This is a genomic window from Arthrobacter sp. AOP36-A1-22, assembly GCF_052377615.1.
Lineage (GTDB): Bacteria > Actinomycetota > Actinomycetes > Actinomycetales > Micrococcaceae > Arthrobacter_H.
On the sequence record NZ_JBQSWX010000017.1, the window covers coordinates 13,868 to 34,140 of the forward strand.

Here is a 20,273-nt window from a genome sequence, read left to right on the forward strand (position 1 = left end):
CCGGATCCCGGCAAAGACCCCCTGAGGAGTTCCATGTCCAAGCACGCCCAGCACACCCCCTGGTGGCAGGATGCGGTCATCTACCAGGTGTATCCGCGTTCCTTCGCCGATGCCGACGCGAACGGCATGGGCGATCTGCGTGGAGTGGCCTCCAAGATCGGGTACCTGAAGAAGCTGGGGGTGAACGCCGTCTGGCTCTCCCCCTTCTACAAGTCCCCGCAGGCCGATGCCGGCTACGACGTCGCCGACTACCGTCAGGTGGACCCCTTGTTCGGCACGCTGGAGGACTTCGACGACATGCTGGCCCGGGCCCACGCCGAAGACATCCGCATCATCGTGGACCTGGTGCCCAACCACACCTCGGACGCGCATGTCTGGTTCGGCCAGGCACTCGCCGCGGCCCCCGGCTCCCCCGAACGCGACCGCTATATCTTCCGCGATGGCCAGGGCCCCGCAGGCGACGTGGAGCCCAATAACTGGCAGTCATTATTCGGCGGACCGGCTTGGACCCGCACTACCAACGCCGACGGCAGCCCGGGGCAGTGGTATCTGCACCTTTTCGATACCAAGCAGCCCGATTTGAACTGGGAGAACGAAGAGGTCCACGCCGAGATGCGCTCCGTCCTGCGTTTCTGGCTGGACCGCGGGGTGGACGGCTTCCGGGTTGATGTCGCCCACGGCATGGTCAAGGCCGAGGGCCTGCCGGATTGGTCGGAGAAGGTCAGCATGGTCCAGGGCAACGAGGAGGCCGCAGCCAGCGCCACCCCACCGTATTTCGATCAGGAGGGCGTCCATGCGATCTACGAGGAGTGGAACGCGGTGCTCGCGGAGTACGACGGCGACCGCATGATGGTCGCGGAAGCCTGGGTCGAGCCGATGGAGCGGATCTTCCGCTACGTCCGCGCAGGTGAAATGCAGCAGGCCTTCAACTTCGGCTTCCTGCTGGCCGGCTGGAATGCCCGGAACATCGTGGAGAACGTGACCGAGACCCTGGCCGAGGCCGCCGTCGTGGCCGCACCGCCGACCTGGGTGCTGTCCAACCACGATACGGTCCGGCACTGCTCACGCTTCGGCCTGACCGACCCGACCTCGTTCCCCAAGGGCATCGCCGCCCAGGATGAACAGCCCGACGAGGCCCTGGGCGCCGCCCGCGGACGGGCCGCGGCCCTGATCATGTTCGCGCTGCCCGGTTCCGCCTACATCTACCAGGGCGATGAGTTGACGTTGCCCGAACACACCACGCTGCCCGATCAGCTGCGCCAGGACCCCAGCTTCTTCCGCACCGAGGGGGCCGAACGGGGCCGTGACGGGTGCCGCATCCCCATGCCGTGGGCCGCCGGTGAAGAGGGGCTGGGTTTCTCCCCCGTCAACCACGATGCCGGCACGCAGGAATCCGGCGCCGCCGAACCGTGGCTGCCGCAGCCCGAAAGCTACACCCGCTACGCGGCAGACCAGCAGGTGGGCGTCGAAGGCTCGGCCTTCGAGTTGTATCGGTCGTTGCTCTCCCACCGTGCCGAGCGGGAACTGGGCCGCGGTCAGCTGGACTGGGCGCCGGCCAATGCCCCGTCCGAGGGAGTGCTCTCCTACACCAACGGCACCTTGCAGGTGCTGGCCAACCTGGGCACCAAGCCGGTGGAGGTCCCCGCGGGGATGTCGGTGCTGGCCGCCAGCGCTCCGGAAGTGTGCACCGACGACGGCCTGCTCAAACCCGATGCCGCGCTGTGGCTGGTGCCCGAACAGTAGGTCAGCGCACCCGTTCGGCCCGTGACATGCGGGTGCGGGCGCCGGTGGCCAGGTGGATGACCACCGGGCCACTGGCGCCGAGCACCTGGTCCAGGTCAACGGCGAGCGCCGAGAGGTCCTCGGCAATCCGGTAGGGCGCAGCCCCGAGCCGGGGCTGGACCTTGATCCGCAGCCCGGCGCTGGACCGTGGCGAGGACCAGGAGGTCACCGATATCGACACCAGGTCCGGGCGTCCCGCCAGGGAGGCCTTGAAGGCTTGTTCGGGAACGGCAGCGGCGAGTTCAACCACCCCACGGGTCCCTTCCTCACGGTATTCGCGGGCGAAGATCCCGGTCTTGCCCTGCCCCTGGACGGCGGCCCACCAGATCATCAACAGGATCAGGGCGATCATCACCACCGAGACCACGATCCACAACCAGGAATCACGCTGGCCCTCCAGCGTGGTGTTGTCCAGTAATTGCATGAAGCCGGTGCGCAGCTCGTCGGCGAGGCCACGCCAGCCCGAGGCGTAGCCGGGGAAGCCTGCCAGGAGCAGCCCGTGGAGGCCCACCCCGGTCATGAGCAGGCCCAGGAAGGTGAGCACGATGCGGTTGGTCGCGCGCGGGGTCCGGTTCATTGTCCGACCACCCCCGTCTCGGCGACCTGGATCCTGACGTCGGGGAACGGGTCGATCCGGTTGGCCTCCAGTTCATCGCGGACGGCAGCGTGGACCGCCTCGGCGTCGATGCCGATGCCGGAGGTCGGGCGCAGTTGGACGTCGACGTGGTTGCGGCTGACGATCACCACGACCTGTTCGGGGGCCACCCCGGCTTCGGTGCGGGCCCGACGGGCCAGGGTGGAGGCGAGCACGCCGTCGTCGATGACCACGATCGCCCGCTCGTTGGGGATCGCGTGCCGGGCCCTGCGGCCAGGCAGCACCCCGTGGAGCAGGAAGAACAATCCCAGGGCCAGCACCACCAGCGAACCGGCAGCGAGCACCAGGGAGTTGGCCGACTCCGGCAGGCGGGTCAGCCAGTCACCCCATTCGCCCGGGGAACGGATCCACACCTCCTGGCCCAGCGACTTCATCGCCGCCTCGAACATGAAGTAGAGGCAGATCGCGGTGACCAGCACCGCGGCGATGATGGAAGCGGTCGATCGGGCGCTATGCAGTTCGTGGGACTGGAGCTTGCGGCGTTCGTCGTCGTTCATGACGTCCTCCTTCTGCGCAGGACGACGCCGGTGACCCGGACGTCGACGCTGCTGACATGGGAGCCGGTGAGCTCCACGAACCGGTCGCGCACCGTGGACCGGGCATCACGGGCCCGGCCCATCACCGATTCGGAGGCGTCCAGGCCCGCGGGCCGGTCATAGGCCAACGGGGCAATGGGCAAGGGCAGGCTCAGTCGCAGGGCCAAGGCACCGAATTCGTCATTGAGCGAGACCCTGATGCTTCCCGGCTGCACGTCGAAGACCTCGGAGGCGATGATCCGGGCGGAACTGGTCAGGGCCTGCGTACTGATCCGGGTGTGTCCGGCCCGGGGGCGCCGCCCGGGGCCGGTGGTCTCGGCGCTCACGATGAGGAACGCCGTCCGGTCAGGGCGTCACGGACCCGACGCATATCAAGACGGCCATCCAGGAACCGTCCGACCAGCATGCCGACAGCCAGGAAGACGGCCATCAGCAGGAATCCCCCGAAGCCGTGGGTCAGGGCCGCCCAGCCGAGCACGGCGGCGACGGCGAGTCCGAGCACTGTGGGGTTCATGGCTGCTCCATCCTTCCGGGGGTGTCGGGGTCGACGATCGAGGCGGAGCCGGTGGTGGGCGCCCTCGAGGGCATTTCCGGCACGACGGGCCCGGGGACCGCCTGCTCGGGGACTTCGGGGGCGCAGACATCGGCGATTTCGATGTTCACTTCAATCACGTGCAACCCGGTCAGCTCGTCGACGGCCGCATAGACCGCCGCCCTCACGTCCTCGGCGATCCGTTGCAGTGGACGGCCGTGTTCGGCCGTCAGCGTGATGTCCACGGCCACCTCGGCCTGACCGACTTCCGCGGTGACGCCCTGTGCTACATCCCCGGCACCCACGGCACCACGGAGCGCCCCCAGGGCCCGGTTGGAACCAACCCCGAGTGAATGAACGCCGGCGACGGTGCGGGCGGCACCCGCCGCGACCTTGGCCGCCGCGGCATCGGTGATCGTCGTCGTTCCCGCGGTCGCCGGGTGCGCGGCGGTGTGCTCGGGCTGGTTCATCGGTGACGGCCTTTCGTTCGAAGCGCACGGACCCGCCTCCAGCCTACCGTCAGTGGGAAAGGACCACGGATGCAGAAAACCCCCCGGGATACCCGAGGGGTTCTAGCTGGTGGCTCCGACCGGCGTCGATCCGGTGACCTTTCGATTTTCAGTCGAACGCTCTACCAACTGAGCTACAGAGCCTGGCATCATCTAGGCGATGATCACCGTGATCTTCCCTCACAAGGAAAATCAAAGCGACCCTGACGGGACTTGAACCCGCGACCTCCGCCGTGACAGGGCGGCGCGCTAACCAGCTGCGCTACAGGGCCTAGTTTCACAAGGTTTTACCCTCGCTTCACAAGTCCTAAATAATACCAGATGATTTCATACTGGTGAAATCAGGACCTGCTCGTACCCCCAACGGGATTCGAACCCGTGCCGCCGCCGTGAAAGGGCGGTGTCCTAGGCCGCTAGACGATGGGGGCCGGACGACTGTCGAACATAAGAGTCCTTCAGCGACGTCATCAACTATAAGGCACCTTTCGCCCCGCGCAAAACCGTGCCTTCACCGCCGGAACGGCGCAGTGGATAGAGTCGCCTCATGGCCTACAGCATGTCGGATGAAGATTTCGAGAACGCCGCCTCCGAGGCACTGGACAACATCCCCGAACGCCTGCTGGCCATGATGGACAACGTGGTCGTTTTCATCGAGGACAAGTACATCCCGCTGCCGGACGAGGACCCGGAGACCTCGCTGCTGGGACTTTATGACGGCATCCCCCTCACCGAGCGCGACGACGGCTGGGGCGCCGGCGCCCTGCCCGACAGGATCATCATCTTCCAGCAGGACACCTTGGCGGCGTGCTCGTCCCGCGAAGAGGTCATCGCCGAGGTCCAGATCACGATGGTGCACGAGATCGCGCATCATTTCGGCATCGACGACGAAGCGCTCCACCATTGGGGCTGGGGCTGATCGAGACCTCCTCACGAGCCGGGACCCCCTCTCGGCCGGTCGAAAGTTTGCGCAACGCCGAGGAATATGCAACGAAATGACACGGATGTTATTTATGATGAAGACGTGACTCGTGTTGCCACTGTTACCTATTCTCCTCTAGTCTCGGGTGAAGCAGTAACCTAACCGTGACCTGACGCACGCCCTGGCGGGCCGCGTTGGACGCTCGGTTCGGTTCACCACTCGCAGTGAGGATTCGATATGGCCAAGGGCCAATTTCTGGGCGTAGCCACGTGCACGGTCGCCTTGATCGGGGGAACCCTGATGACCGGAGGTGCAGCGACCGCTGCACCGGTCGACACGACCATCAACAGCTCCGCCTTCGGTAACACGTTCGCCGCGTCCGTCCCCACGGACCGCACCCTTCCCTCCAAGGCCGAGGTCACCGCCGCCAAGAAGGACCCCGCGGCCTTGAAGGCCATGGTCTCCGACATCGAGGACCTCATCGGGGATTCGACCCGGGAGCTGACCGACGCCGAGGCGTCGGCCGCCAACGACCAGGACGCCTACGAGACCACCTCCCAGACCCTGGCCAAGCGCAACGAGGCAGCTGCTGCGGCCAGCACGGAAGCAGCCAAGGCCACCAAGTACTACGACTCGGTGAAGAAGCAGGTCGGGCAACTGGCCAGCGACCTCTACCGCAACGGCGGGGTCAACCCCGGCATCACCTCCCTGGTGAACGATTCCGAGCACAACGATGTGTTGTATAAGGCCGCGACGATGAACACGCTGGCCACCAACCGTTCGAATACGCTCACCACAGCCCAGCAGGCCGCGTCCTTGTGGGCCGACTGGCAGAACTACGCCGACGCAGCCGAGACGGCAGCCACCGAGGCTGCCGACGCGAACGAGACCGCCCTCCAGGCGGCCGAGCGCACCCGCACGGCCTACGCGGACCGCGTCACCGAGCAGAAGAAGCTCCGCAGCGAACTCATCGACCAGCTCGCCTACCTCCGCGATACCGAACGCGCCGACGAAGCCAAACGCATCACCGCGATGGAGGATGCCCAACGCGAAGAGGCCCTCCAGACCGAACTGGCCACAGCACCGGCGGAACCGGCGGCACAGGAGCCGGCCGAAGAGCCGCAGGCCCTCGCCGCTGCCCCGGAGGCAGTACCGGACGAGGCCACCGGCAACACGTCACTGGCCCCCCAGACCAAGACCACGAAGCCCAGCCAGGCCCCGGTGGCCGCCCAGGCCCCGGCCACGGATCCGAAACCGGTCGCCGCTTCGACCCCCTCCCCGGTGAAGGCCGCCCCCCGGGAGCCAGCCAACACCAAGACCTCGGAGCCCAAGCCGGCAGCTCCTGCCGCCTCGAATTCCGGGCCCACGACAGCACAGAAGAAGGCCGCCGCGCACAAGCGGGCCCAGGAGCAGGCGGCAGCCAAGAAGGCCCGGTCCGAGGCGGCGCAGGCCGCCGCAAACAAGAAGGCCACCGCGGCAGCGGAACGACGAGCGCAAGCCGCAGCAGACCGGCGGGCGCAGCAAAAGGCCGCCGCGGACAAGAAGGCCAGGGAGAAGGCCGCGGCAGCGAAGCGGGCCAAGGAGAAGGCAGCCGCCGAGGCCGCACAGTCCTCCTCCGGCTCGTCCAAGGAATCGGCCATCGCCTGGGCTCTGGGGACCGCCTCCGATAACAGCAAGGGCTACGTCTTCGGCGCCAACGGACCCAACTCCTACGACTGCTCGAGTTTCGCGCAGCGGGCCTTCGCCAAGAGCGGCATCTCACTGCCACGGACTTCATCGCAGCAGTATTTCGCCGGGGGCACGAAGGTTCCGCTGAGCCAGCTCAAGCGCGGTGACCTGGTGTTCTCCACCAGCAACGGCGGCGCGTCGTTCTACCACGTCGCCATCTACCTCGGTGGAGGACAGGTCGTCCATGCCCGGAACCCCTCAGCCGGGATCTCGACCACCCCGCTGAGCTGGGTCAACAACATCTACTCCTACGGCGTGCGCTACTGATCCAGCGCCGCAAGGCCGGAAAAGGCCCCCGTCCCACCATGGTGGGACGGGGGCCTTTCCAGTGGAGGGCGAATTGGTTGCCGCCGGCTCAGTCCACGTCGTCGGTATCGAAGTCGGCGCGGTCCTCCAAGCGGGGATCCGGGGAATCGGGGACCACCAGCACCGGGCCCTTGGAGTGGTGGAGGACGCCCTGCGAGGTGGAGCCCAGCAGCATGCCGGCGAACCCGCCCCGGCCGCGTGAACCAGTCACCAGCAGCTCGGCCCTCGAGGACTCCTCGATGAGCACCTCGATCGGGGCTCCTTGGATCACCTCGGTTTCGATGACCAGCTCAGGGAAGTGGCTGGTCAGCCAACGGACGCCGACCTTGAGTTGGCGGCGTACATCCAGGGTCAGTGCCTCCTGGTCGACGGTGGCCGGCATCCAGGCCAGCGATCCGCTCACGGGAGGCAGTGCACACACCACCCGCAGCGGTACCGCCCGCAGCATGGCCTGCTCCGCCGCCACCAGGACGGCCCGCCGGGCCCGATCCGAACCGTCGATGCCCACGACGACGACGTCGCGGATCTCCGGGTCGGCTTCCGAACGTTCGGCGGTGCAGACCGGCACGACGACGGTGGGACATTTGGAGTGGGCGGGCAGGGCACTACTGACCGATCCGAGGAGCCGGCCCACGAAACCGCCGCGACCGCGGGTCCCGACCACGATGAGGTCGGCCTCTTCACTGAGTTCCATCAGCACGCCCGAGGGGTCGCCCGATTCGATGCGCAGGCGGACGTCCACCTCCGTTTCACCGATACGCTCCCGGGCGGCGTCCAGCACCTCCTGGGCGCCATCCCGGATGACCTGGTCATCCAGGGTCGCGTACCCGGCATCCATGCTGGACGCGGCGAAGACCGGGATCGTGTAACAGGTGACGACATTCAACGGCACCCCGCGCCGTCGAGCCTCGACGGCCGCCCAGTCCAGGGCACATAGCGCCGGGTCCGAACCGTCGACGCCGACGACGATGCCCTCCGCCGACATCGCGGCCTCCTGTGGAACGTTTGCCTCACTCATGACGGTCACTCCTTGGCAGTCGGCCTATGCTTCTTCCGGCTATGAAACCACCGGGGTGGTTCACTTCCTCACACTACCTACTTCCAAGTCGTTTGAGCCCCACTAGGCACATTAGGATTCTGCCCATGGCTAAAAACGGGCTCGGCACCCTCGATCGATATTTCAAGATCACTGAACGTGGTTCCAACTACTCCCGGGAGATCCGCGGCGGGCTGGCGACCTTCTTCGCCATGAGTTACATCGTGGTGCTCAACCCGCTGATCCTCAGCGGTGCCGATTCCACCGGAGCCGAGCTCGGTTCGGCCCGCGTCGCCGCAGCCACCGCCCTGGTCGCCGGCATCCTGACGATCCTCATGGGGGCCTGGGCCAAACACCCCTTCGCCCTGGCCACCGGGCTGGGAGTGAACGCCTTCGTCGCCGTGACCGTCGCGACGAACCCCGGCCTGACCTGGCCGGACGTCATGGGGTTGGTCGTCATCTCCGGCACCACCATGCTGGTGCTGGTTCTCACCGGCTTCCGGACCGCGGTGTTCAACGCCGTGCCCCCGAGCCTGAAGACCGCCATCGTGGTGGGCATCGGCATGTTCATCGCCCTCATCGGCCTGGTCAATGCCGGCTTCGTGCGGCGCATCCCCGACGAGGCCGGGACCACGGTGCCGGTCGGACTCGGATTCGACGGCGAACTCATCGGCTGGCCCACCCTGGTCTTCGTGGTGGGCCTGTTGCTGACCATGGCCCTGGTGGTCCGCAAGGTCAAGGGGGCGATCCTCATCGGCATTGTCGCCGCCTCGGCACTGGCCAACCTCCTCGAAGCCGTCTTCCACATCGGCCCGTCCTTCGACGGCACCACCTCCAACCCGCAGGGCTGGTCGCTCGTGGTCCCGTCCACCCCCGACTGGCAGGCCCCCGACCTGAGCCTGATCGGCCAGGCCAACGTGGTCGGACCGTTCCAGCATCTGGGCGCCACCTCGGCGCTGCTGCTGGCCTTCGTCATCCTGCTCTCGATCTTCTTCGACGCCATGGGCACCATGGTCGGGCTGGCCAACGAGGCCGGGAACGTCGACGAGGACGGAAACATCCATGACGTCGACCGCGTGCTGCTGGTCGATTCGCTCGGGGCCATCGCCGGCGGCGGCGCCTCCTCCTCGTCGAGCCAGATCTTCGTCGAATCCGGGGCCGGCATCGGCGAGGGGGCGCGCACCGGCCTGGCCTCGATCGTCACCGGGCTGTTGTTCATCGCCGCGATGTTCCTGACCCCGCTGATCCACCTGGTGCCCTTCGAGGCCGTGGCCCCGGCGTTGGTGGTGGTCGGGTTCATGATGATCACCCAGATCACCAGGATCGACTGGACCGATTGGGGGGTGGCGCTGCCGGCCTTCCTGACCTTCGTCCTGATGCCCTTCACCTATTCCATCGCCAACGGCATCGGTGCCGGTTTCGTCGCCTACGTCTTCATCCGGGCCGTGCAGGGTCGGGCCAAGGAGATCCATCCCCTGATGTGGGCCGTGGCCGCGGCGTTCGTGGTGTTCTTCGGGATCGGCGTCATCGATCAGGCCATCGGCATCTAGCGTCCCCGGGCCCACCGCGCCGGCAGGGTCTAGGCTGACCGGATGGCACATGAAGGCTCGTATGTATGGCAGCTGCGTCAGGACGTGGGTTCGCGCCTGCTGCTGGTGCCCGGCGCCCAGGTGATCGCCCTGGACGACGAGGGCAGGGCCCTGTTCCAGCGCCGGGTCGATACCGGGCAATGGGAGTTCCCCGGAGGGGCCGCCGAACCCGGCCAGGGCTTCCGGGCCGCCGCCTGTGCGGAACTGGCCGAGGAGACCGGGCTCGTCGCCCCACCGGCGGAGCTGGTCCCGTTCGCGTCATTATCGGATCCCGAATACCACGAGCTGCTCTATCCCAACGGCGACCGGCTGCATGCCTTCGGCTTGTGCTTCCTCTGGCGCGGGGCCCACGGGCGGGTCCGGGCCGAGGAGTCCGAGGTCACCGAAGTGGCTTTCCGGCCGTTGGCGGATCCTCCGCACCCGATGAGCCGTTCCGCGGCCCGGGTGCTGGAGCTCTACCTCGAATATGTGCGCACGGGCGACTTCCAGGCCTTCTAGCCGGGGGTTCCCGGTCCATCGTCGATGACCGCCGAGGTCCCGGCGAAGGAACGGACGCGGGCGTCTTCCCAATACTGGGCGGGCACTGCACCGCCGAGCAGCTCGCGCAACATCCCTGGTCCCGCCGGGATGGGGGCGTTGGAGCCGGCAATGACCATGTTTCCGTAGCGACGGCCCTTGAGCATCGCCGGGTCGGCCACGATCGCCGTGTGGGCGAAGACGGCACCGATGGTGGCGGCCTCCCGGCGTGCCGTCTCTAATTTCGGGGTGTCCCCGCAGTTCACGATGTACAGCCCCTCCCCGGCCAGGACGCGGGCCGCCTCGCGGGTGAAGCCCACGGTGGTCAGGTCCGCAGGGGTCTTATCCCCGGCGAAGACGTCACGGATGAGCAGATCCCGGGTGTCATCGGTCAGCGAGCGCAGGACCTCGCCCGCCTCCCCCACCCGCAGGCGCAGTTTCGGCGCCCGCGGCAGGTCGAACCACCCGCGCACCAACTCGGCGAGGCGTCCGTCGAGTTCAACGACCACCTGGCGGGCCTCCGGGTAGGCGGCAGCGATCCACCGGGCCATCGAACACGCCCCGCCGCCCAGATGCAGGGCCCGCAACCGCGGCCCACCGCCGTCGCGCTCCTGCGGGTAGCGGGCGCCCACCAGGGCGGCCATCCAGCGCATGTATTCGAAATCCAGACGCAACGGATCCCCGACATCGACATGCGAGGACGGCACCCCGTTGACCTTCAGGATCCAGCCGCCGTCGTCATAGGGGTCTCGTTCAAGGGTCGCCGTCCCCGTATCGATCGGATAGTCCCCCGGTTGGGGGTCCCGCCTCTCTGCTGGACCGGCCGTCGTCTTCCGGGGACGGGTCTTGCCCGACGAATTTCCGCGGGAGCGGGATTTAGCCACGGGGACCCGGCCTGACCATCCGCACTTCATCCAGGCCCGCCCACTCATCGGCGAGCAGCTCACGGGCGCCGTCGAAGTCGAACCCGTGCTTGCGGTAGAAGGCCTGGGCGCGCGGATTGTGTTCGAGGATCCACACCACTGCCGGCAGGTTCCCGATCGTCGCCCGCATCAATCCGGCCCCGAGTCCGGTCCCGTGGGCCTCGGCGAGCACATAGAGCATCTGCAGTTCCGCCACGGCACCGGTCGGGGCATCCTCGTCATGGACGGGGGCACCGCCGGCACAACCGACGACCCGCCCATCCGGGGCGGTGGCGATCCACAGGTCGGCCCCGGCCGCCAGTCCGCGGGTCCACCAGTCGATCTGGGCCTCGCGGCGGGCCTCCTCGGCCTCGAAGAACGACTCGGGGCGCTGGTCGGCATAGGTTTCCCGCCAGGCGGCGAGTTTCATGGCCAAGGTGCCGGCAATGTCCTCGGTCGTGGCCTTCCGGATGGTGTAGTCGTTGATTCGCACCCCACCAGCGTACTGGGGTCACCGCCGAGGACCGCCACGGCCCCCGATCAGCTGTCGCTGCGTTCCAACGCCTTCTGCAGGCGGTCGATCTTCCCGGTCAGCTCACCGGTATGGCCGGGGCGGATATCGGCCTTGAGGACCAGCGAGACCCGGTTGCCGTAGGCGGCGACCGCCTCCGTGGCCCGCTTGACCACATCCATCACCTCATCCCATTCCCCTTCGATCTCGGTGAACATCGAGGACGTGTTGTTCGGCAGGCCGGATTCCCTGACGACCTGCACGGCAGCGGCCACGGCTTCGTGGACCGACCCGTCGGTGTTCGGCATGTTGGTGGAAACAGAGAAGGCAACGATCATGCCCTCAGGATCCCACCACGGGAGACGGTTGTCACCCATGCATTGTGTTCAGACGCACATCCTGTGCCACAGTTAATGCGGTTCGCCGACACCGTGGACCGCCTTCCCTTAGCCGCTACCCCAGGTAGGACCATGCAAGAATCACGGACTTCCACCCCGCCGACGACGTCGGGGCCCTCCCTCGAGCGGAAGCTCTCCCTCCGGCATATCCGTTTCATCGCCCTCGGTTCGGCGATCGGTACCGGCCTGTTCTACGGGTCCGCCGAAACCATCCAGGCGGCCGGGCCCGCGGTGCTGGTGGCCTACATCATCGCCGGCTGCGTGGTCTTCACGGTGATGCGTGCCCTGGGCGAGATGGCGGTCCGCCACCCGGTGGCCGGTTCCTTCGCGCAATACGCCAACCGGTACATCAGCCCGCTGTCAGGTTTCCTGGTGGGGTGGACCTTCGCCTTCGAGATGGTCGTCGTCGCGATCGCCGACATGACCGCCGTGGGCCAATACATGGGCATGTGGTACCCGGACGCCCCGGGCTGGATCTGGATGCTGGCCGCCATGCTGCTCATCGGCGGATTGAACCTGTTGCGGGTCAGCGTGTTCGGGGAGCTGGAATTCTGGTTCACGCTGGTCAAGATCGTCACCATCATCTCCATGATCGTCGGCGGCCTCTACCTCATCATCTTCGCCGTCCAGGTCGGCGGCTACCAGCCGGGCCTGCACAACCTCTTCGACCACGGTGGGTTCGCCCCCTTCGGTGTCTGGGGCATCGTCATGAGCCTGGGCATCGTGGTCTTCTCCTTCGGCGGCATCGAAACCCTGGGCATGACCGCCGGGGAGACCGGGGACCCGGCCCAGGCCATCCCGAAGGCCGTGAACACCGTCCCGATGCGCATCCTGCTCTTCTACGTGCTCTCCATCGGGGTGATGCTCTGCCTGTTCCCCTGGAACGAGATCGGCTCCGAGGGCAGCCCCTTCGTGCAGGTCTTCGCCGGCCTCGGCATCCCGGCCGCGGAACACATCATCAACGCCGTCGTCCTCACCGCCGCGTTGTCCGCCATGAACTCCATCTTCTACGCAGCCACCCGCACCATGTTCGGGCTGGCCGAACAGGGCAATGCGCCGGCTTCCTTCGGGCGGCTCTCCCGCAACGGGATCCCGCTCTGGCCGGTGGCCCTGATCTCGGTGTGCCTACTGATCGGTCTGGGACTCTACTTCTGGATCCCCGACCAGCTTTTCCTCATCGTCGCCTCCATCGCCACGTTCGCCACCGTCTTCACCTGGGGAACCATCCTGCTGGCCCACCACCGGATGCGCCTGGAACTGCGGGCCACCGGCCAGCCGGCAGGGAACTACGTCCTGCCGTTCTGGCCCGTGCTGAGCTACCTGGGGTTGGCCTTCATGGTCTTCATCGTGTTCATCCTGGGCTTCAGCGAAGCCGGACGGACTGCGCTGGTGGTCGGCGCCGTCTGGACCCTCATGCTGCTCGTCGCCTACCGTTTCGTCGGGCCGGAGGGCCGCCGCAGGATCGAGTTGGAGACCTCCAAAATCTAGGGCTGGACCAGGATCAACCGATCGGTTGATGGAACGGGCAACGCTCCGCGGGAGAGTGGATACATAGGCCATCCGGCCACCACGACCCCGAAAGTAGTACACCTTGTTCCTCGCCATCCGTGACATCAGTTTCGCCAAGGGCCGCTTCGCCCTGATGGGCGGCGTCGTCGCCCTGATCACCTTGCTGCTGGTCATGCTCTCGGGCCTGACCGCCGGCCTGGGAGACCAATCGACGTCGTCCATCGCCAAACTCGGATCCGTCCACGAAAGCGGCACGTCCGCCCCCGTGGACAGCATCGCCTTCGGCGCCCCCGGCACCTCGGAACCCAAGGCGTCCTTCACCGAAAGCGAAGTCACCGAAACCCAGGTCGACACCTGGAAGGGCGTGGACGGCGTGAAGAACGCCGAACCGCTGGGCATCAGCCAGACCCGGCTGCAGTCCGGCTCCGCCGACACCGCGGGAGGAACCACCAACGTCGCCGTCTTCGGCGTCGACCCCGGCGGCCAGCTGACCCCGGCCAGCGTGGAGGACGACACCGTGGTCCTGAGCCGGACCGCCGCCGAGGACCTCTCGGTGACCACCGGCGACCGGGTCACCCTGGGCGGGACCGAGCTCCGGGTCGCCTCCGTGGTCGAGGACCAGTGGTACTCCCACACCAGCGTCGTCTGGACCGCCCTGCCGACCTGGACCAAGATCGCCCATCTGTCCAACCCCGATCAGGTCGGCACCGTCACGGCGATCACCTACGACGACGGGGCCGCCGTTGACGAGGCGGCAGCGAACTCCGCCGCCGATACCGTGACCACCACCCGCACCGGCGCCTTCCAGGCCCTGGGTGCCTATCAGAGCGAGCACGGTTCGCTGCTGATGATGCAGGCCTTCCTGTACGGCATCTCCGCCCTGGTCATCGTCGCCTTCCTCACCGTCTGGACCGTCCAGCGGACCCGCGACATCGCGGTGCTCAAGGCGCTGGGCGGCTCCGGCAAATACATCCTCCGCGATGCCATCACCCAGGCCGCCATCGTCCTGATCGCCGGCGCCGCACTGGGTGGCGCCGTGGGGGTCGCCGGCGGATTCTTTGCCGCCCAAGCCGCGCCCTTCCTGGTGGACGCCACGACGACGCTGCTCCCCATTCTCGGGATCGTCGTCCTGGGGCTGGCCGGATCGGCCTTGGCCGTCCGGCGCACCACCAAGGTCGACGCGCTAATCGCCCTGGGCGGCAACTAACGCCCCGGGCCGTCCCGGCACGGCCCCTCCGAACCACCCCTCCGTCTTTGCCTAAAGGAAAACGCCCCATGACCATCACCACCGAATACGCCCCCGCCGCCACCACCGCCAACACCGGCTCGCTGAGCCTGATCGACGTCACCCTCGAATACCCGGACGGCGAGGGTACCGTCAAGGCACTGGACGGCGTCGACCTCACCGTCCGCCCCGGTCAGATGCTCTCCCTCGTCGGCCCCTCCGGCTCGGGGAAGTCCAGCCTCCTGGCCACCGCTGCCACATTGGTCCGTCCCACCGCCGGACGGGTCTTCGTCGACGGGGCCGAAGCGACCGGACTCTCCGATCAGGACCTGACCACCCTGCGACGCGAGAAGATCGGCATCGTCTTCCAGCAGCCGAACCTCTTGGCCTCGTTGACCTCGCTGGAACAACTGGTCATCGTGGACCACCTACGCGGCAAATCGGTGAAGGAGGCACGGGTGAGGGCCGCCGAACTGCTGGGGATCGTCGGCTTGGACGAGGCAGCCCATAAGCGTCCGCACCAGCTCTCCGGGGGTCAACGTCAGCGCGTGAACATCGCCCGGGCCCTCATGGGGGATCCGAAGGTGCTGCTCGTGGACGAACCGACTGCGGCACTGGACCACGACCGCAGTGACTCGATCGTGAGGCTGCTGCGCCAGGTCACCGACGAATTCCAGGTCGCCACCGTCATGGTCACCCACGACACCGAATTCGTTCCGTTGACCGATGCCGTCGCCACGATGCGCGATGGTCGGCTCACGGCTCCTGAGACCACCGCGGCCTGAGCCAAAAATTGCGGCAATGCCCACGCCCGGATGTGATCGGGGTCGTGGGCATTGCCGCGTCCGGCGTGGCACGATGGGTCAGGCACAGCGACCGCCTTCGAAGGAGACCCATGGCCCGCGGCATTTATGTCAGTGCATCCACCCCCGCCAGCGGGAAGTCACTGGTCACCCTGGGTCTGGCGGACCTCTTGCACCGCCACGCCGACAGGATCGGCTTTTTCCGTCCCATCACCGACGGCCCCGATGTGGACACCGACCCCGTTGTCGCGTTGATCCGCGATCTCTTCGATCTGGACGAGTCCCATGTCGGCGTCGCGATGACCCGAGCACAGGCCCGCGAACTCATCGTCGCCGGGAATCTCGACGAAATCCATTCCCGGGCCCTGGATACCTACAGCCGGATCGCCCGCGATGTCGACGTCGTCATCGTGGAGGGGACCGACCTATCCGATCACGATGCCGCCTTGGAATTCGGGCTCAACGCCCAGCTGGCCAACCATCTGGGCTGCCATGTGGTGGGCGTGATCAACGCGGCGGAGCATACCGTCACCGAGGCCGTGGACGCCGTCGACCTGGCCCGCAAGGGTTTCTACGAGGAAAACGTCTCCCTCCTGTCGATGATCGTGAACCGGGCCGACCCGGAGCTGGCGGATCAGATCCGGGAGTCCGTGCGTCCGGGACTGCGGCACCGCAAGGTGTATGTGCTGCCCGAGATCGCGGAGATCATCCGGCCCACGGTCGGGGAAGTGAGTTCGGCGTTGGGCGCCCGGCTGGTCGCCGGTGCCCCGGAACTGGACCGCGACATCGACCATGTCCTGGTCGCGGCCATGAACGTGGGTTATCTGCTCGACCGCTACCGGGACGATTCGTTGGTGATCGCCCCGGCTGACCGTTCCGACGTCATGGCCACCGCCGTGGCGACCTCCAGGACCCCCGGTTTTCCCACCACCGCCGGGTTGTTGCTCACCGGCCCCCGGCCGATCGAGGACTCGGTCCTGCCGCTGTTGGCTGCCGCCCCCTTCCCGGTCTTCACCGTCGAGGAGGACACCTATTCCACGGCGCACCGGGTCTGGGAGGTCTCGGGGGCGTTGACCGCGGGGCAGCCGCGTAAGACGGCAGCCGCCCTGGGTGCCTGGTATCGGGACGTCGACGAGGACGAACTGCTGGCCCGGCTCTCGCTGCCGGCCCCGGAGACCATGACCCCGCTGCGGTTCCTGCACCAGCTGGTGGAACGGGCACGATCGGAGCGTAAGCGGATCGTCTTGCCCGAGGGCGAGGATCTGCGGATCCTGCGGGCGGCGGAGATCATCAGCCGTCGCGGGATCTGCGATCTAGTCATCCTGGGCAATACCCACGAGGTCCGCGAACTGGCTGCGTCCCATGGCATCGACCTGGACGGCATCCCCATCACCGATCCGGCCCGCAGCGATCTGTTGGAGGGGTTCGCCGCCGAATACGCCCGGTTGCGCGCCCACCGGGGTGTCACGGTTGAATCGGCCCGTGAGCGCCTGCTCGACCGCTCCTATTTCGCCACGATGATGGTCCATCTGGGCCACGTGGATGGCATGGTCTCCGGAGCCGCCCACACCACCGCCAACACGATCCGCCCCTCATTGGAGTTCATCAAGACCCGTCCCGGAGTGGATATCGTGTCTTCGGTCTTCTTGATGCTCATGGAGGACCGCGTTCTGGTCTACGGCGATTGTGCGGTCAACCCGGACCCGGATGCGGACCAGCTGGCCGATATAGCCCTGGCTTCGGCCCAGACGGCCCGGCAGTTCGGGGTCGACCCCCGCGTGGCGATGCTCTCCTACTCGACGGGCGCCTCGGGCACCGGAGGATCCGTCGACGAGGTCCGTACCGCCACCGATCTGGTGCGCCGGCGCGAACCCGGGCTGGCAGTAGATGGGCCCATCCAGTACGACGCCGCAGTGGACACCTCCATCGGTGCCTCCAAGTTGCCGGGGTCCTCGGTGGCCGGGCAGGCAACGGTGTTCATCTTCCCGAACCTGAACACCGGGAACAACACCTATAAGGCGGTCCAGCAATCGGCTGGCGCCGTCGCGGTCGGCCCGGTCCTGCAGGGACTGAATCAACCCGTCAACGACCTCTCCCGCGGCTGCACCGTGGACGACGTCGTCAATACGGTGGCCATCACCGCCATCCAGGCCCAGGAACACTAGGAGCCCCACCCATGCTCGTACTGGTCATCAACTCGGGATCATCCTCGCTGAAATACCAGGTCCGTGAAACCGGAACCGATGAGATCCTGCTCGCCGGTCTGGTCGAACGAATCGGTGGTCCGGAGGTTCCCGACCACGCCGCCGCCTTGGAAACCGTGCAGGAACACCTGCGCGGGGTTCTGGGTGAGCGCCAGATCGAGGCCGTCGGACACCGGGTGGTCCACGGTGGCGAGCGCTTCGCCGAGCCGGTGCTGATCACCCACGAGATCGTCCGCGCCATTGAGCGGTTGGCACCGTTGGCTCCCCTGCACAACCCCGCGGCCGCACTGGGCATCCGCGCCCTGTTGGAGAAGTGGCCCAAACTCCCCCAGGTGGCCGTCTTCGACACCGCCTTCCACCGCACCATGCCCGAATACGCCTGGCGCTATGCCGTGCCCGATGACCTCTATAAGCGTCATGGCGTCCGCCGCTACGGCTTCCACGGAACCAGCCACGACTACGTGGCCGGCAAAGCCGCCGAACTGCTGGGCATCGAACGCCAGCGCTTCCGTGCGGTCATCGCCCACCTGGGCAACGGCGCCTCGATCACCGCCATTCGCCAGGGCAAGAGCATCGACACCTCGATGGGCTACACCCCGCTCGAGGGACTGGTCATGGGCACCCGGTCCGGTGACCTCGATGCCTCGATCGTCACCCAGTTGGTCATCCGCGGCGAGTACACTGCCGAGCAGATGGACCACATCCTCAACCAGGACTCGGGCCTGAAGGGGCTCTCGGGCGAAAACGACATGCGTTCGGTCGTCGAGGCTGCCGCCCAGGGCGACGACGGCGCGGAGCTGGCTCTGGAGGTCGCCGCCTACCGGCTGCAGAAGTACATCGGCGGATACCACGTGGCCGTGGGCGGCGCGCAGGCCATCGTCTTCACCGCGGGCATCGGGGAGAACTCCTGGCTCTTCCGCCAACGCGTCGTTTCCGGCCTCGGTGCGCTGGGCGTCAAGCTCGACGAGATGGCCAACATCGAGCGCAGCAAGCAGCCGCGGGTCATCTCGGCCCCCGAGTCGGCCATCCCCGTACTGGTGGTCCCCACCGACGAGGAGTCCGAAATCGCCGCCCAGACCGCCGCCTTGGCCACCGCCCAGCACTAGCAACGCAACAGCGCGTGCCATCAGGGCGCGAATCAGGCAGGATGGCACCATGAAGCACGCCACCCAAGGAGGCGATCGTCATGCCGTCATGGCTGGAGCATCCGCGCTCACCTGACGAACCCGATGAACCGGATGAACCGGATGAACCAAGATACGGAGCCCGAACAGGGCAGCCGCCCGGGCCGGCCGAAGACCACTACGCCAATGGGTCCACCGAGTTCCACGGCGCCGGGCCCGTCCCTGACGGTTTCGGTTTCCGCACCGGCATGCGGAGTGCCCGCACGGTCTTGGGTTTCGCCTGGTTCGTGCTGGTGATGGCCACCCTCTTATTGCTGATGGGAGCCATCATCTTCATCGGCCAGTCCGCGTGGATCCCGTTGATCGTGTTATGCCTGCTGGAGCTGGGATTCATCGCCGTGTTCTTCGTGCTGGTGTCCCTCGCCCGACAACGCCGGGCGCAGCACGACTGAACGTTGCTGCTCCGTCGTCCTAGGGCATTCCAGCCAGCCGGAGCAATGCCGCGGCCACCGCCCCAACCATCACGACCAGCAGGAACGGGGCCCGCAGCAGCAGCGCGATCGCCGCTGCCAGCAGGGCGCCGATCCGGGCGTCGAGGACCAGCTCCTGACCGCTGGCAAAAGTGTTCACAGCGGTCAGTGAAGCCAACAGCCCGATGGTCAGCGTCCCGGCCACCCGGCCCATGCGCGGTTTGTCCAGGATCCTGGCTGGCACCAAATAACCGGAAAGCTTGGACAGGTAGGCCACCACGCAGGCGGCCAGGATCCACCACCACAGACTCATGCGCGGGCCTCCCGTCCCTGGTGTCCAACCCAACCCCACACCCCGGCAACGAGTGCAGCAATGAGGATCGGGATGCCCGGTGGAACGAACGGGATGGCCAGCACGGTGGCCGCCGCGCAGACCACGGCAATGGCCACGGGTTCACGCGAGGACAGCCGGGGCCATAACAAGGCCAGGAAGGCGGCGACCGCGGCCCCGTCCAACCCCCAGGCCTTCGGATCTCCCAGCGCGTCGCCGAGTAGGGCCCCGGCGATCGTGAACAGGTTCCAGAGGATGAAGGTCCCCAGCCCGGCGGTCCAAAACCCGCGGCGGACCTCTATCAGCTCCTCCTGGACGACGGCGGTGGCCGTGGATTCGTCGATGGTCACGTGGGCTGCGGCCGCCTTGCGCCATCCGGTGGGGCGGGCCATGGAGTTCATCTGCATCCCGTAGATGATGTTGCGGATCCCCAACAGGGTGGCGGCACCGAAGGCCGCCGAACCGGCACCTCCGCCGGCCACGACCCCGATGAACGCGAATTGTGAGCCGCCGGTGAACATCAGCGCGCTTAAGGCCACGGTCTGCCAGAAGCTCAGCCCGGAAGCCACGGCGAGCGCGCCGAAGGAGATGCCGTAGAGGCCCGTCGCCACGGCGATGGACAGGCCCGTCTTCACGGCCGGGGACTGGCTGAACTTCACCTCGGCAGTCTATCCACGCGCGGGGCCTC

22 protein-coding genes and 3 tRNA genes are annotated in these 20,273 nt (G+C 67.1%); 11 read left to right on the forward strand and 14 right to left on the reverse strand.

The features are described 5' to 3' along the window. Positions 1 to 33: 33 nt before the first annotated feature. A complete protein-coding gene (locus tag ACT3S2_RS10905; protein ID WP_444561702.1) occupies positions 34 to 1,743 on the forward strand; it encodes a glycoside hydrolase family 13 protein in 1,710 nt (569 codons plus the stop codon). A 1-nt stretch (position 1,744) separates the two neighbouring features. On the opposite strand, the gene ACT3S2_RS10910 is transcribed toward ACT3S2_RS10905, so the two are convergent. The 8 genes from ACT3S2_RS10910 to ACT3S2_RS10945 form a co-directional block, all read right to left on the reverse strand. Further along, on the reverse strand, positions 1,745 to 2,359 hold the full coding sequence (locus tag ACT3S2_RS10910; protein ID WP_444554735.1) for a hypothetical protein: 615 nt from the start codon (positions 2,357 to 2,359) through the stop codon (positions 1,745 to 1,747). Beyond that, positions 2,356 to 2,934, reverse strand: a complete 579-nt coding sequence (locus ACT3S2_RS10915; RefSeq protein ID WP_444554734.1) for a DUF6286 domain-containing protein — start codon at positions 2,932 to 2,934, stop codon at positions 2,356 to 2,358. The genes ACT3S2_RS10910 and ACT3S2_RS10915 overlap by 4 nt, the downstream gene beginning before the upstream one ends. Then, positions 2,931 to 3,299, reverse strand: a complete 369-nt coding sequence (locus tag ACT3S2_RS10920; RefSeq protein ID WP_444561703.1) for a hypothetical protein — start codon at positions 3,297 to 3,299, stop codon at positions 2,931 to 2,933. Before ACT3S2_RS10920 ends, ACT3S2_RS10915 begins: the two co-directional genes overlap by 4 nt. Continuing rightward, positions 3,296 to 3,487, reverse strand: a complete 192-nt coding sequence (locus ACT3S2_RS10925; protein ID WP_444561704.1) for a hypothetical protein — start codon at positions 3,485 to 3,487, stop codon at positions 3,296 to 3,298. The genes ACT3S2_RS10920 and ACT3S2_RS10925 overlap by 4 nt, the downstream gene beginning before the upstream one ends. Further along, on the reverse strand, positions 3,484 to 3,975 hold the full coding sequence (locus tag ACT3S2_RS10930; RefSeq protein ID WP_444554731.1) for an Asp23/Gls24 family envelope stress response protein: 492 nt from the start codon (positions 3,973 to 3,975) through the stop codon (positions 3,484 to 3,486). The genes ACT3S2_RS10925 and ACT3S2_RS10930 overlap by 4 nt, the downstream gene beginning before the upstream one ends. Before the next feature lie 107 nt (positions 3,976 to 4,082). Further along, positions 4,083 to 4,158, reverse strand: a tRNA-Phe gene (locus tag ACT3S2_RS10935). 54 nt (positions 4,159 to 4,212) lie between these two features. Continuing rightward, positions 4,213 to 4,286, reverse strand: a tRNA-Asp gene (locus tag ACT3S2_RS10940). A gap of 83 nt (positions 4,287 to 4,369) precedes the next feature. Further along, positions 4,370 to 4,442, reverse strand: a tRNA-Glu gene (locus ACT3S2_RS10945). A gap of 116 nt (positions 4,443 to 4,558) precedes the next feature. Between ACT3S2_RS10945 and ACT3S2_RS10950 the strand changes: the two genes are divergently transcribed. Then, on the forward strand, positions 4,559 to 4,930 hold the full coding sequence (locus ACT3S2_RS10950) for a metallopeptidase family protein (protein ID WP_444554730.1): 372 nt from the start codon (positions 4,559 to 4,561) through the stop codon (positions 4,928 to 4,930). 240 nt (positions 4,931 to 5,170) lie between these two features. Continuing rightward, positions 5,171 to 6,928 (forward strand): NlpC/P60 family protein, encoded by a 1,758-nt coding sequence (locus tag ACT3S2_RS10955; protein ID WP_444561705.1) that lies wholly within the window; start codon positions 5,171 to 5,173, stop codon positions 6,926 to 6,928. A gap of 88 nt (positions 6,929 to 7,016) precedes the next feature. Here ACT3S2_RS10955 and ACT3S2_RS10960 read toward each other — a convergent pair whose 3' ends face one another. Next, positions 7,017 to 7,985: a universal stress protein gene (locus tag ACT3S2_RS10960; RefSeq protein ID WP_444554728.1), complete on the reverse strand. Its 969-nt coding sequence runs from the start codon at positions 7,983 to 7,985 to the stop codon at positions 7,017 to 7,019. A 125-nt stretch (positions 7,986 to 8,110) separates the two neighbouring features. On the opposite strand from ACT3S2_RS10960, the gene ACT3S2_RS10965 reads away from it, so the two are divergent. Together ACT3S2_RS10965 and ACT3S2_RS10970 are read left to right on the forward strand one after the other, a co-directional pair. Beyond that, positions 8,111 to 9,553: an NCS2 family permease gene (locus ACT3S2_RS10965; protein ID WP_444554727.1), complete on the forward strand. Its 1,443-nt coding sequence runs from the start codon at positions 8,111 to 8,113 to the stop codon at positions 9,551 to 9,553. A 42-nt stretch (positions 9,554 to 9,595) separates the two neighbouring features. Then, a complete protein-coding gene (locus ACT3S2_RS10970) occupies positions 9,596 to 10,090 on the forward strand; it encodes an NUDIX domain-containing protein (protein WP_444554726.1) in 495 nt (164 codons plus the stop codon). Here the strand turns inward: ACT3S2_RS10970 and ACT3S2_RS10975 are convergent. The 3 genes from ACT3S2_RS10975 to ACT3S2_RS10985 are packed head-to-tail and all read right to left on the reverse strand — an operon-like array spanning position 10,087 to position 11,859. After that, a complete protein-coding gene (locus ACT3S2_RS10975; protein ID WP_444554725.1) occupies positions 10,087 to 10,992 on the reverse strand; it encodes a spermidine synthase in 906 nt (301 codons plus the stop codon). The genes ACT3S2_RS10970 and ACT3S2_RS10975 overlap by 4 nt on opposite strands. Then, positions 10,985 to 11,503 carry a GNAT family N-acetyltransferase gene (locus ACT3S2_RS10980; RefSeq protein ID WP_444554724.1) on the reverse strand — a complete coding sequence of 173 codons (519 nt, stop codon included), beginning with the start codon at positions 11,501 to 11,503 and terminating at the stop codon, positions 10,985 to 10,987. The genes ACT3S2_RS10975 and ACT3S2_RS10980 overlap by 8 nt, the downstream gene beginning before the upstream one ends. A gap of 47 nt (positions 11,504 to 11,550) precedes the next feature. Further along, the gene (locus ACT3S2_RS10985) at positions 11,551 to 11,859 is read right to left on the reverse strand and encodes a thiamine-binding protein (protein ID WP_444554723.1); all 309 of its coding nucleotides are present in this window, start codon (positions 11,857 to 11,859) and stop codon (positions 11,551 to 11,553) included. 132 nt (positions 11,860 to 11,991) lie between these two features. Here ACT3S2_RS10985 and ACT3S2_RS10990 point away from each other — a divergent pair, with 132 nt between their 5' ends. The 6 genes from ACT3S2_RS10990 (at position 11,992) to ACT3S2_RS11015 (ending at position 19,236) form a co-directional block, all read left to right on the forward strand. Further along, positions 11,992 to 13,407, forward strand: coding sequence for an amino acid permease (locus ACT3S2_RS10990; protein ID WP_444561706.1), 1,416 nt, complete (start codon positions 11,992 to 11,994; stop codon positions 13,405 to 13,407). Between the two features lie 103 nt (positions 13,408 to 13,510). Next, positions 13,511 to 14,635: an ABC transporter permease gene (locus ACT3S2_RS10995; RefSeq protein WP_444561707.1), complete on the forward strand. Its 1,125-nt coding sequence runs from the start codon at positions 13,511 to 13,513 to the stop codon at positions 14,633 to 14,635. Between the two features lie 68 nt (positions 14,636 to 14,703). Next, positions 14,704 to 15,438, forward strand: a complete 735-nt coding sequence (locus ACT3S2_RS11000; protein WP_443346316.1) for an ABC transporter ATP-binding protein — start codon at positions 14,704 to 14,706, stop codon at positions 15,436 to 15,438. 110 nt (positions 15,439 to 15,548) lie between these two features. Next, on the forward strand, positions 15,549 to 17,621 hold the full coding sequence (gene pta, locus ACT3S2_RS11005; protein WP_441380466.1) for a phosphate acetyltransferase: 2,073 nt from the start codon (positions 15,549 to 15,551) through the stop codon (positions 17,619 to 17,621). 11 nt (positions 17,622 to 17,632) lie between these two features. After that, on the forward strand, positions 17,633 to 18,766 hold the full coding sequence (locus ACT3S2_RS11010; protein ID WP_443346314.1) for an acetate/propionate family kinase: 1,134 nt from the start codon (positions 17,633 to 17,635) through the stop codon (positions 18,764 to 18,766). A gap of 80 nt (positions 18,767 to 18,846) precedes the next feature. After that, a complete protein-coding gene (locus ACT3S2_RS11015; protein WP_443346312.1) occupies positions 18,847 to 19,236 on the forward strand; it encodes a hypothetical protein in 390 nt (129 codons plus the stop codon). Positions 19,237 to 19,255: 19 nt separating this feature from the next. On the opposite strand, the gene ACT3S2_RS11020 is transcribed toward ACT3S2_RS11015, so the two are convergent. Together ACT3S2_RS11020 and ACT3S2_RS11025 are read right to left on the reverse strand one after the other, a co-directional pair. Then, positions 19,256 to 19,567 (reverse strand): AzlD domain-containing protein, encoded by a 312-nt coding sequence (locus tag ACT3S2_RS11020; RefSeq protein ID WP_086997573.1) that lies wholly within the window; start codon positions 19,565 to 19,567, stop codon positions 19,256 to 19,258. Further along, on the reverse strand, positions 19,564 to 20,244 hold the full coding sequence (locus ACT3S2_RS11025) for an AzlC family ABC transporter permease (protein WP_086997576.1): 681 nt from the start codon (positions 20,242 to 20,244) through the stop codon (positions 19,564 to 19,566). Before ACT3S2_RS11025 ends, ACT3S2_RS11020 begins: the two co-directional genes overlap by 4 nt. Between the last annotated feature and the right edge of the window lie 29 nt (positions 20,245 to 20,273).

Coding starts and splice junctions, on each gene's coding strand:
- ACT3S2_RS10950 (WP_444554730.1), top strand. CDS start 4,559: ATGGCCTACAGCATGTCGGATGAAGATTTCGAGAACGCCGCCTCCGAG.
- ACT3S2_RS10965 (WP_444554727.1), top strand. CDS start 8,111: ATGGCTAAAAACGGGCTCGGCACCCTCGATCGATATTTCAAGATCACT.
- ACT3S2_RS10970 (WP_444554726.1), top strand. CDS start 9,596: ATGGCACATGAAGGCTCGTATGTATGGCAGCTGCGTCAGGACGTGGGT.
- ACT3S2_RS10910 (WP_444554735.1), bottom strand. CDS start 2,359: ATGAACCGGACCCCGCGCGCGACCAACCGCATCGTGCTCACCTTCCTG.
- ACT3S2_RS10915 (WP_444554734.1), bottom strand. CDS start 2,934: ATGAACGACGACGAACGCCGCAAGCTCCAGTCCCACGAACTGCATAGC.
- pta (WP_441380466.1), top strand. CDS start 15,549: ATGGCCCGCGGCATTTATGTCAGTGCATCCACCCCCGCCAGCGGGAAG.
- ACT3S2_RS10955 (WP_444561705.1), top strand. CDS start 5,171: ATGGCCAAGGGCCAATTTCTGGGCGTAGCCACGTGCACGGTCGCCTTG.
- ACT3S2_RS10925 (WP_444561704.1), bottom strand. CDS start 3,487: ATGAACCCCACAGTGCTCGGACTCGCCGTCGCCGCCGTGCTCGGCTGG.
- ACT3S2_RS11010 (WP_443346314.1), top strand. CDS start 17,633: ATGCTCGTACTGGTCATCAACTCGGGATCATCCTCGCTGAAATACCAG.
- ACT3S2_RS11020 (WP_086997573.1), bottom strand. CDS start 19,567: ATGAGTCTGTGGTGGTGGATCCTGGCCGCCTGCGTGGTGGCCTACCTG.
- ACT3S2_RS10905 (WP_444561702.1), top strand. CDS start 34: ATGTCCAAGCACGCCCAGCACACCCCCTGGTGGCAGGATGCGGTCATC.
- ACT3S2_RS10990 (WP_444561706.1), top strand. CDS start 11,992: ATGCAAGAATCACGGACTTCCACCCCGCCGACGACGTCGGGGCCCTCC.
- ACT3S2_RS10985 (WP_444554723.1), bottom strand. CDS start 11,859: ATGATCGTTGCCTTCTCTGTTTCCACCAACATGCCGAACACCGACGGG.
- ACT3S2_RS11000 (WP_443346316.1), top strand. CDS start 14,704: ATGACCATCACCACCGAATACGCCCCCGCCGCCACCACCGCCAACACC.
- ACT3S2_RS10960 (WP_444554728.1), bottom strand. CDS start 7,985: ATGAGTGAGGCAAACGTTCCACAGGAGGCCGCGATGTCGGCGGAGGGC.
- ACT3S2_RS11015 (WP_443346312.1), top strand. CDS start 18,847: ATGCCGTCATGGCTGGAGCATCCGCGCTCACCTGACGAACCCGATGAA.
- ACT3S2_RS10930 (WP_444554731.1), bottom strand. CDS start 3,975: ATGAACCAGCCCGAGCACACCGCCGCGCACCCGGCGACCGCGGGAACG.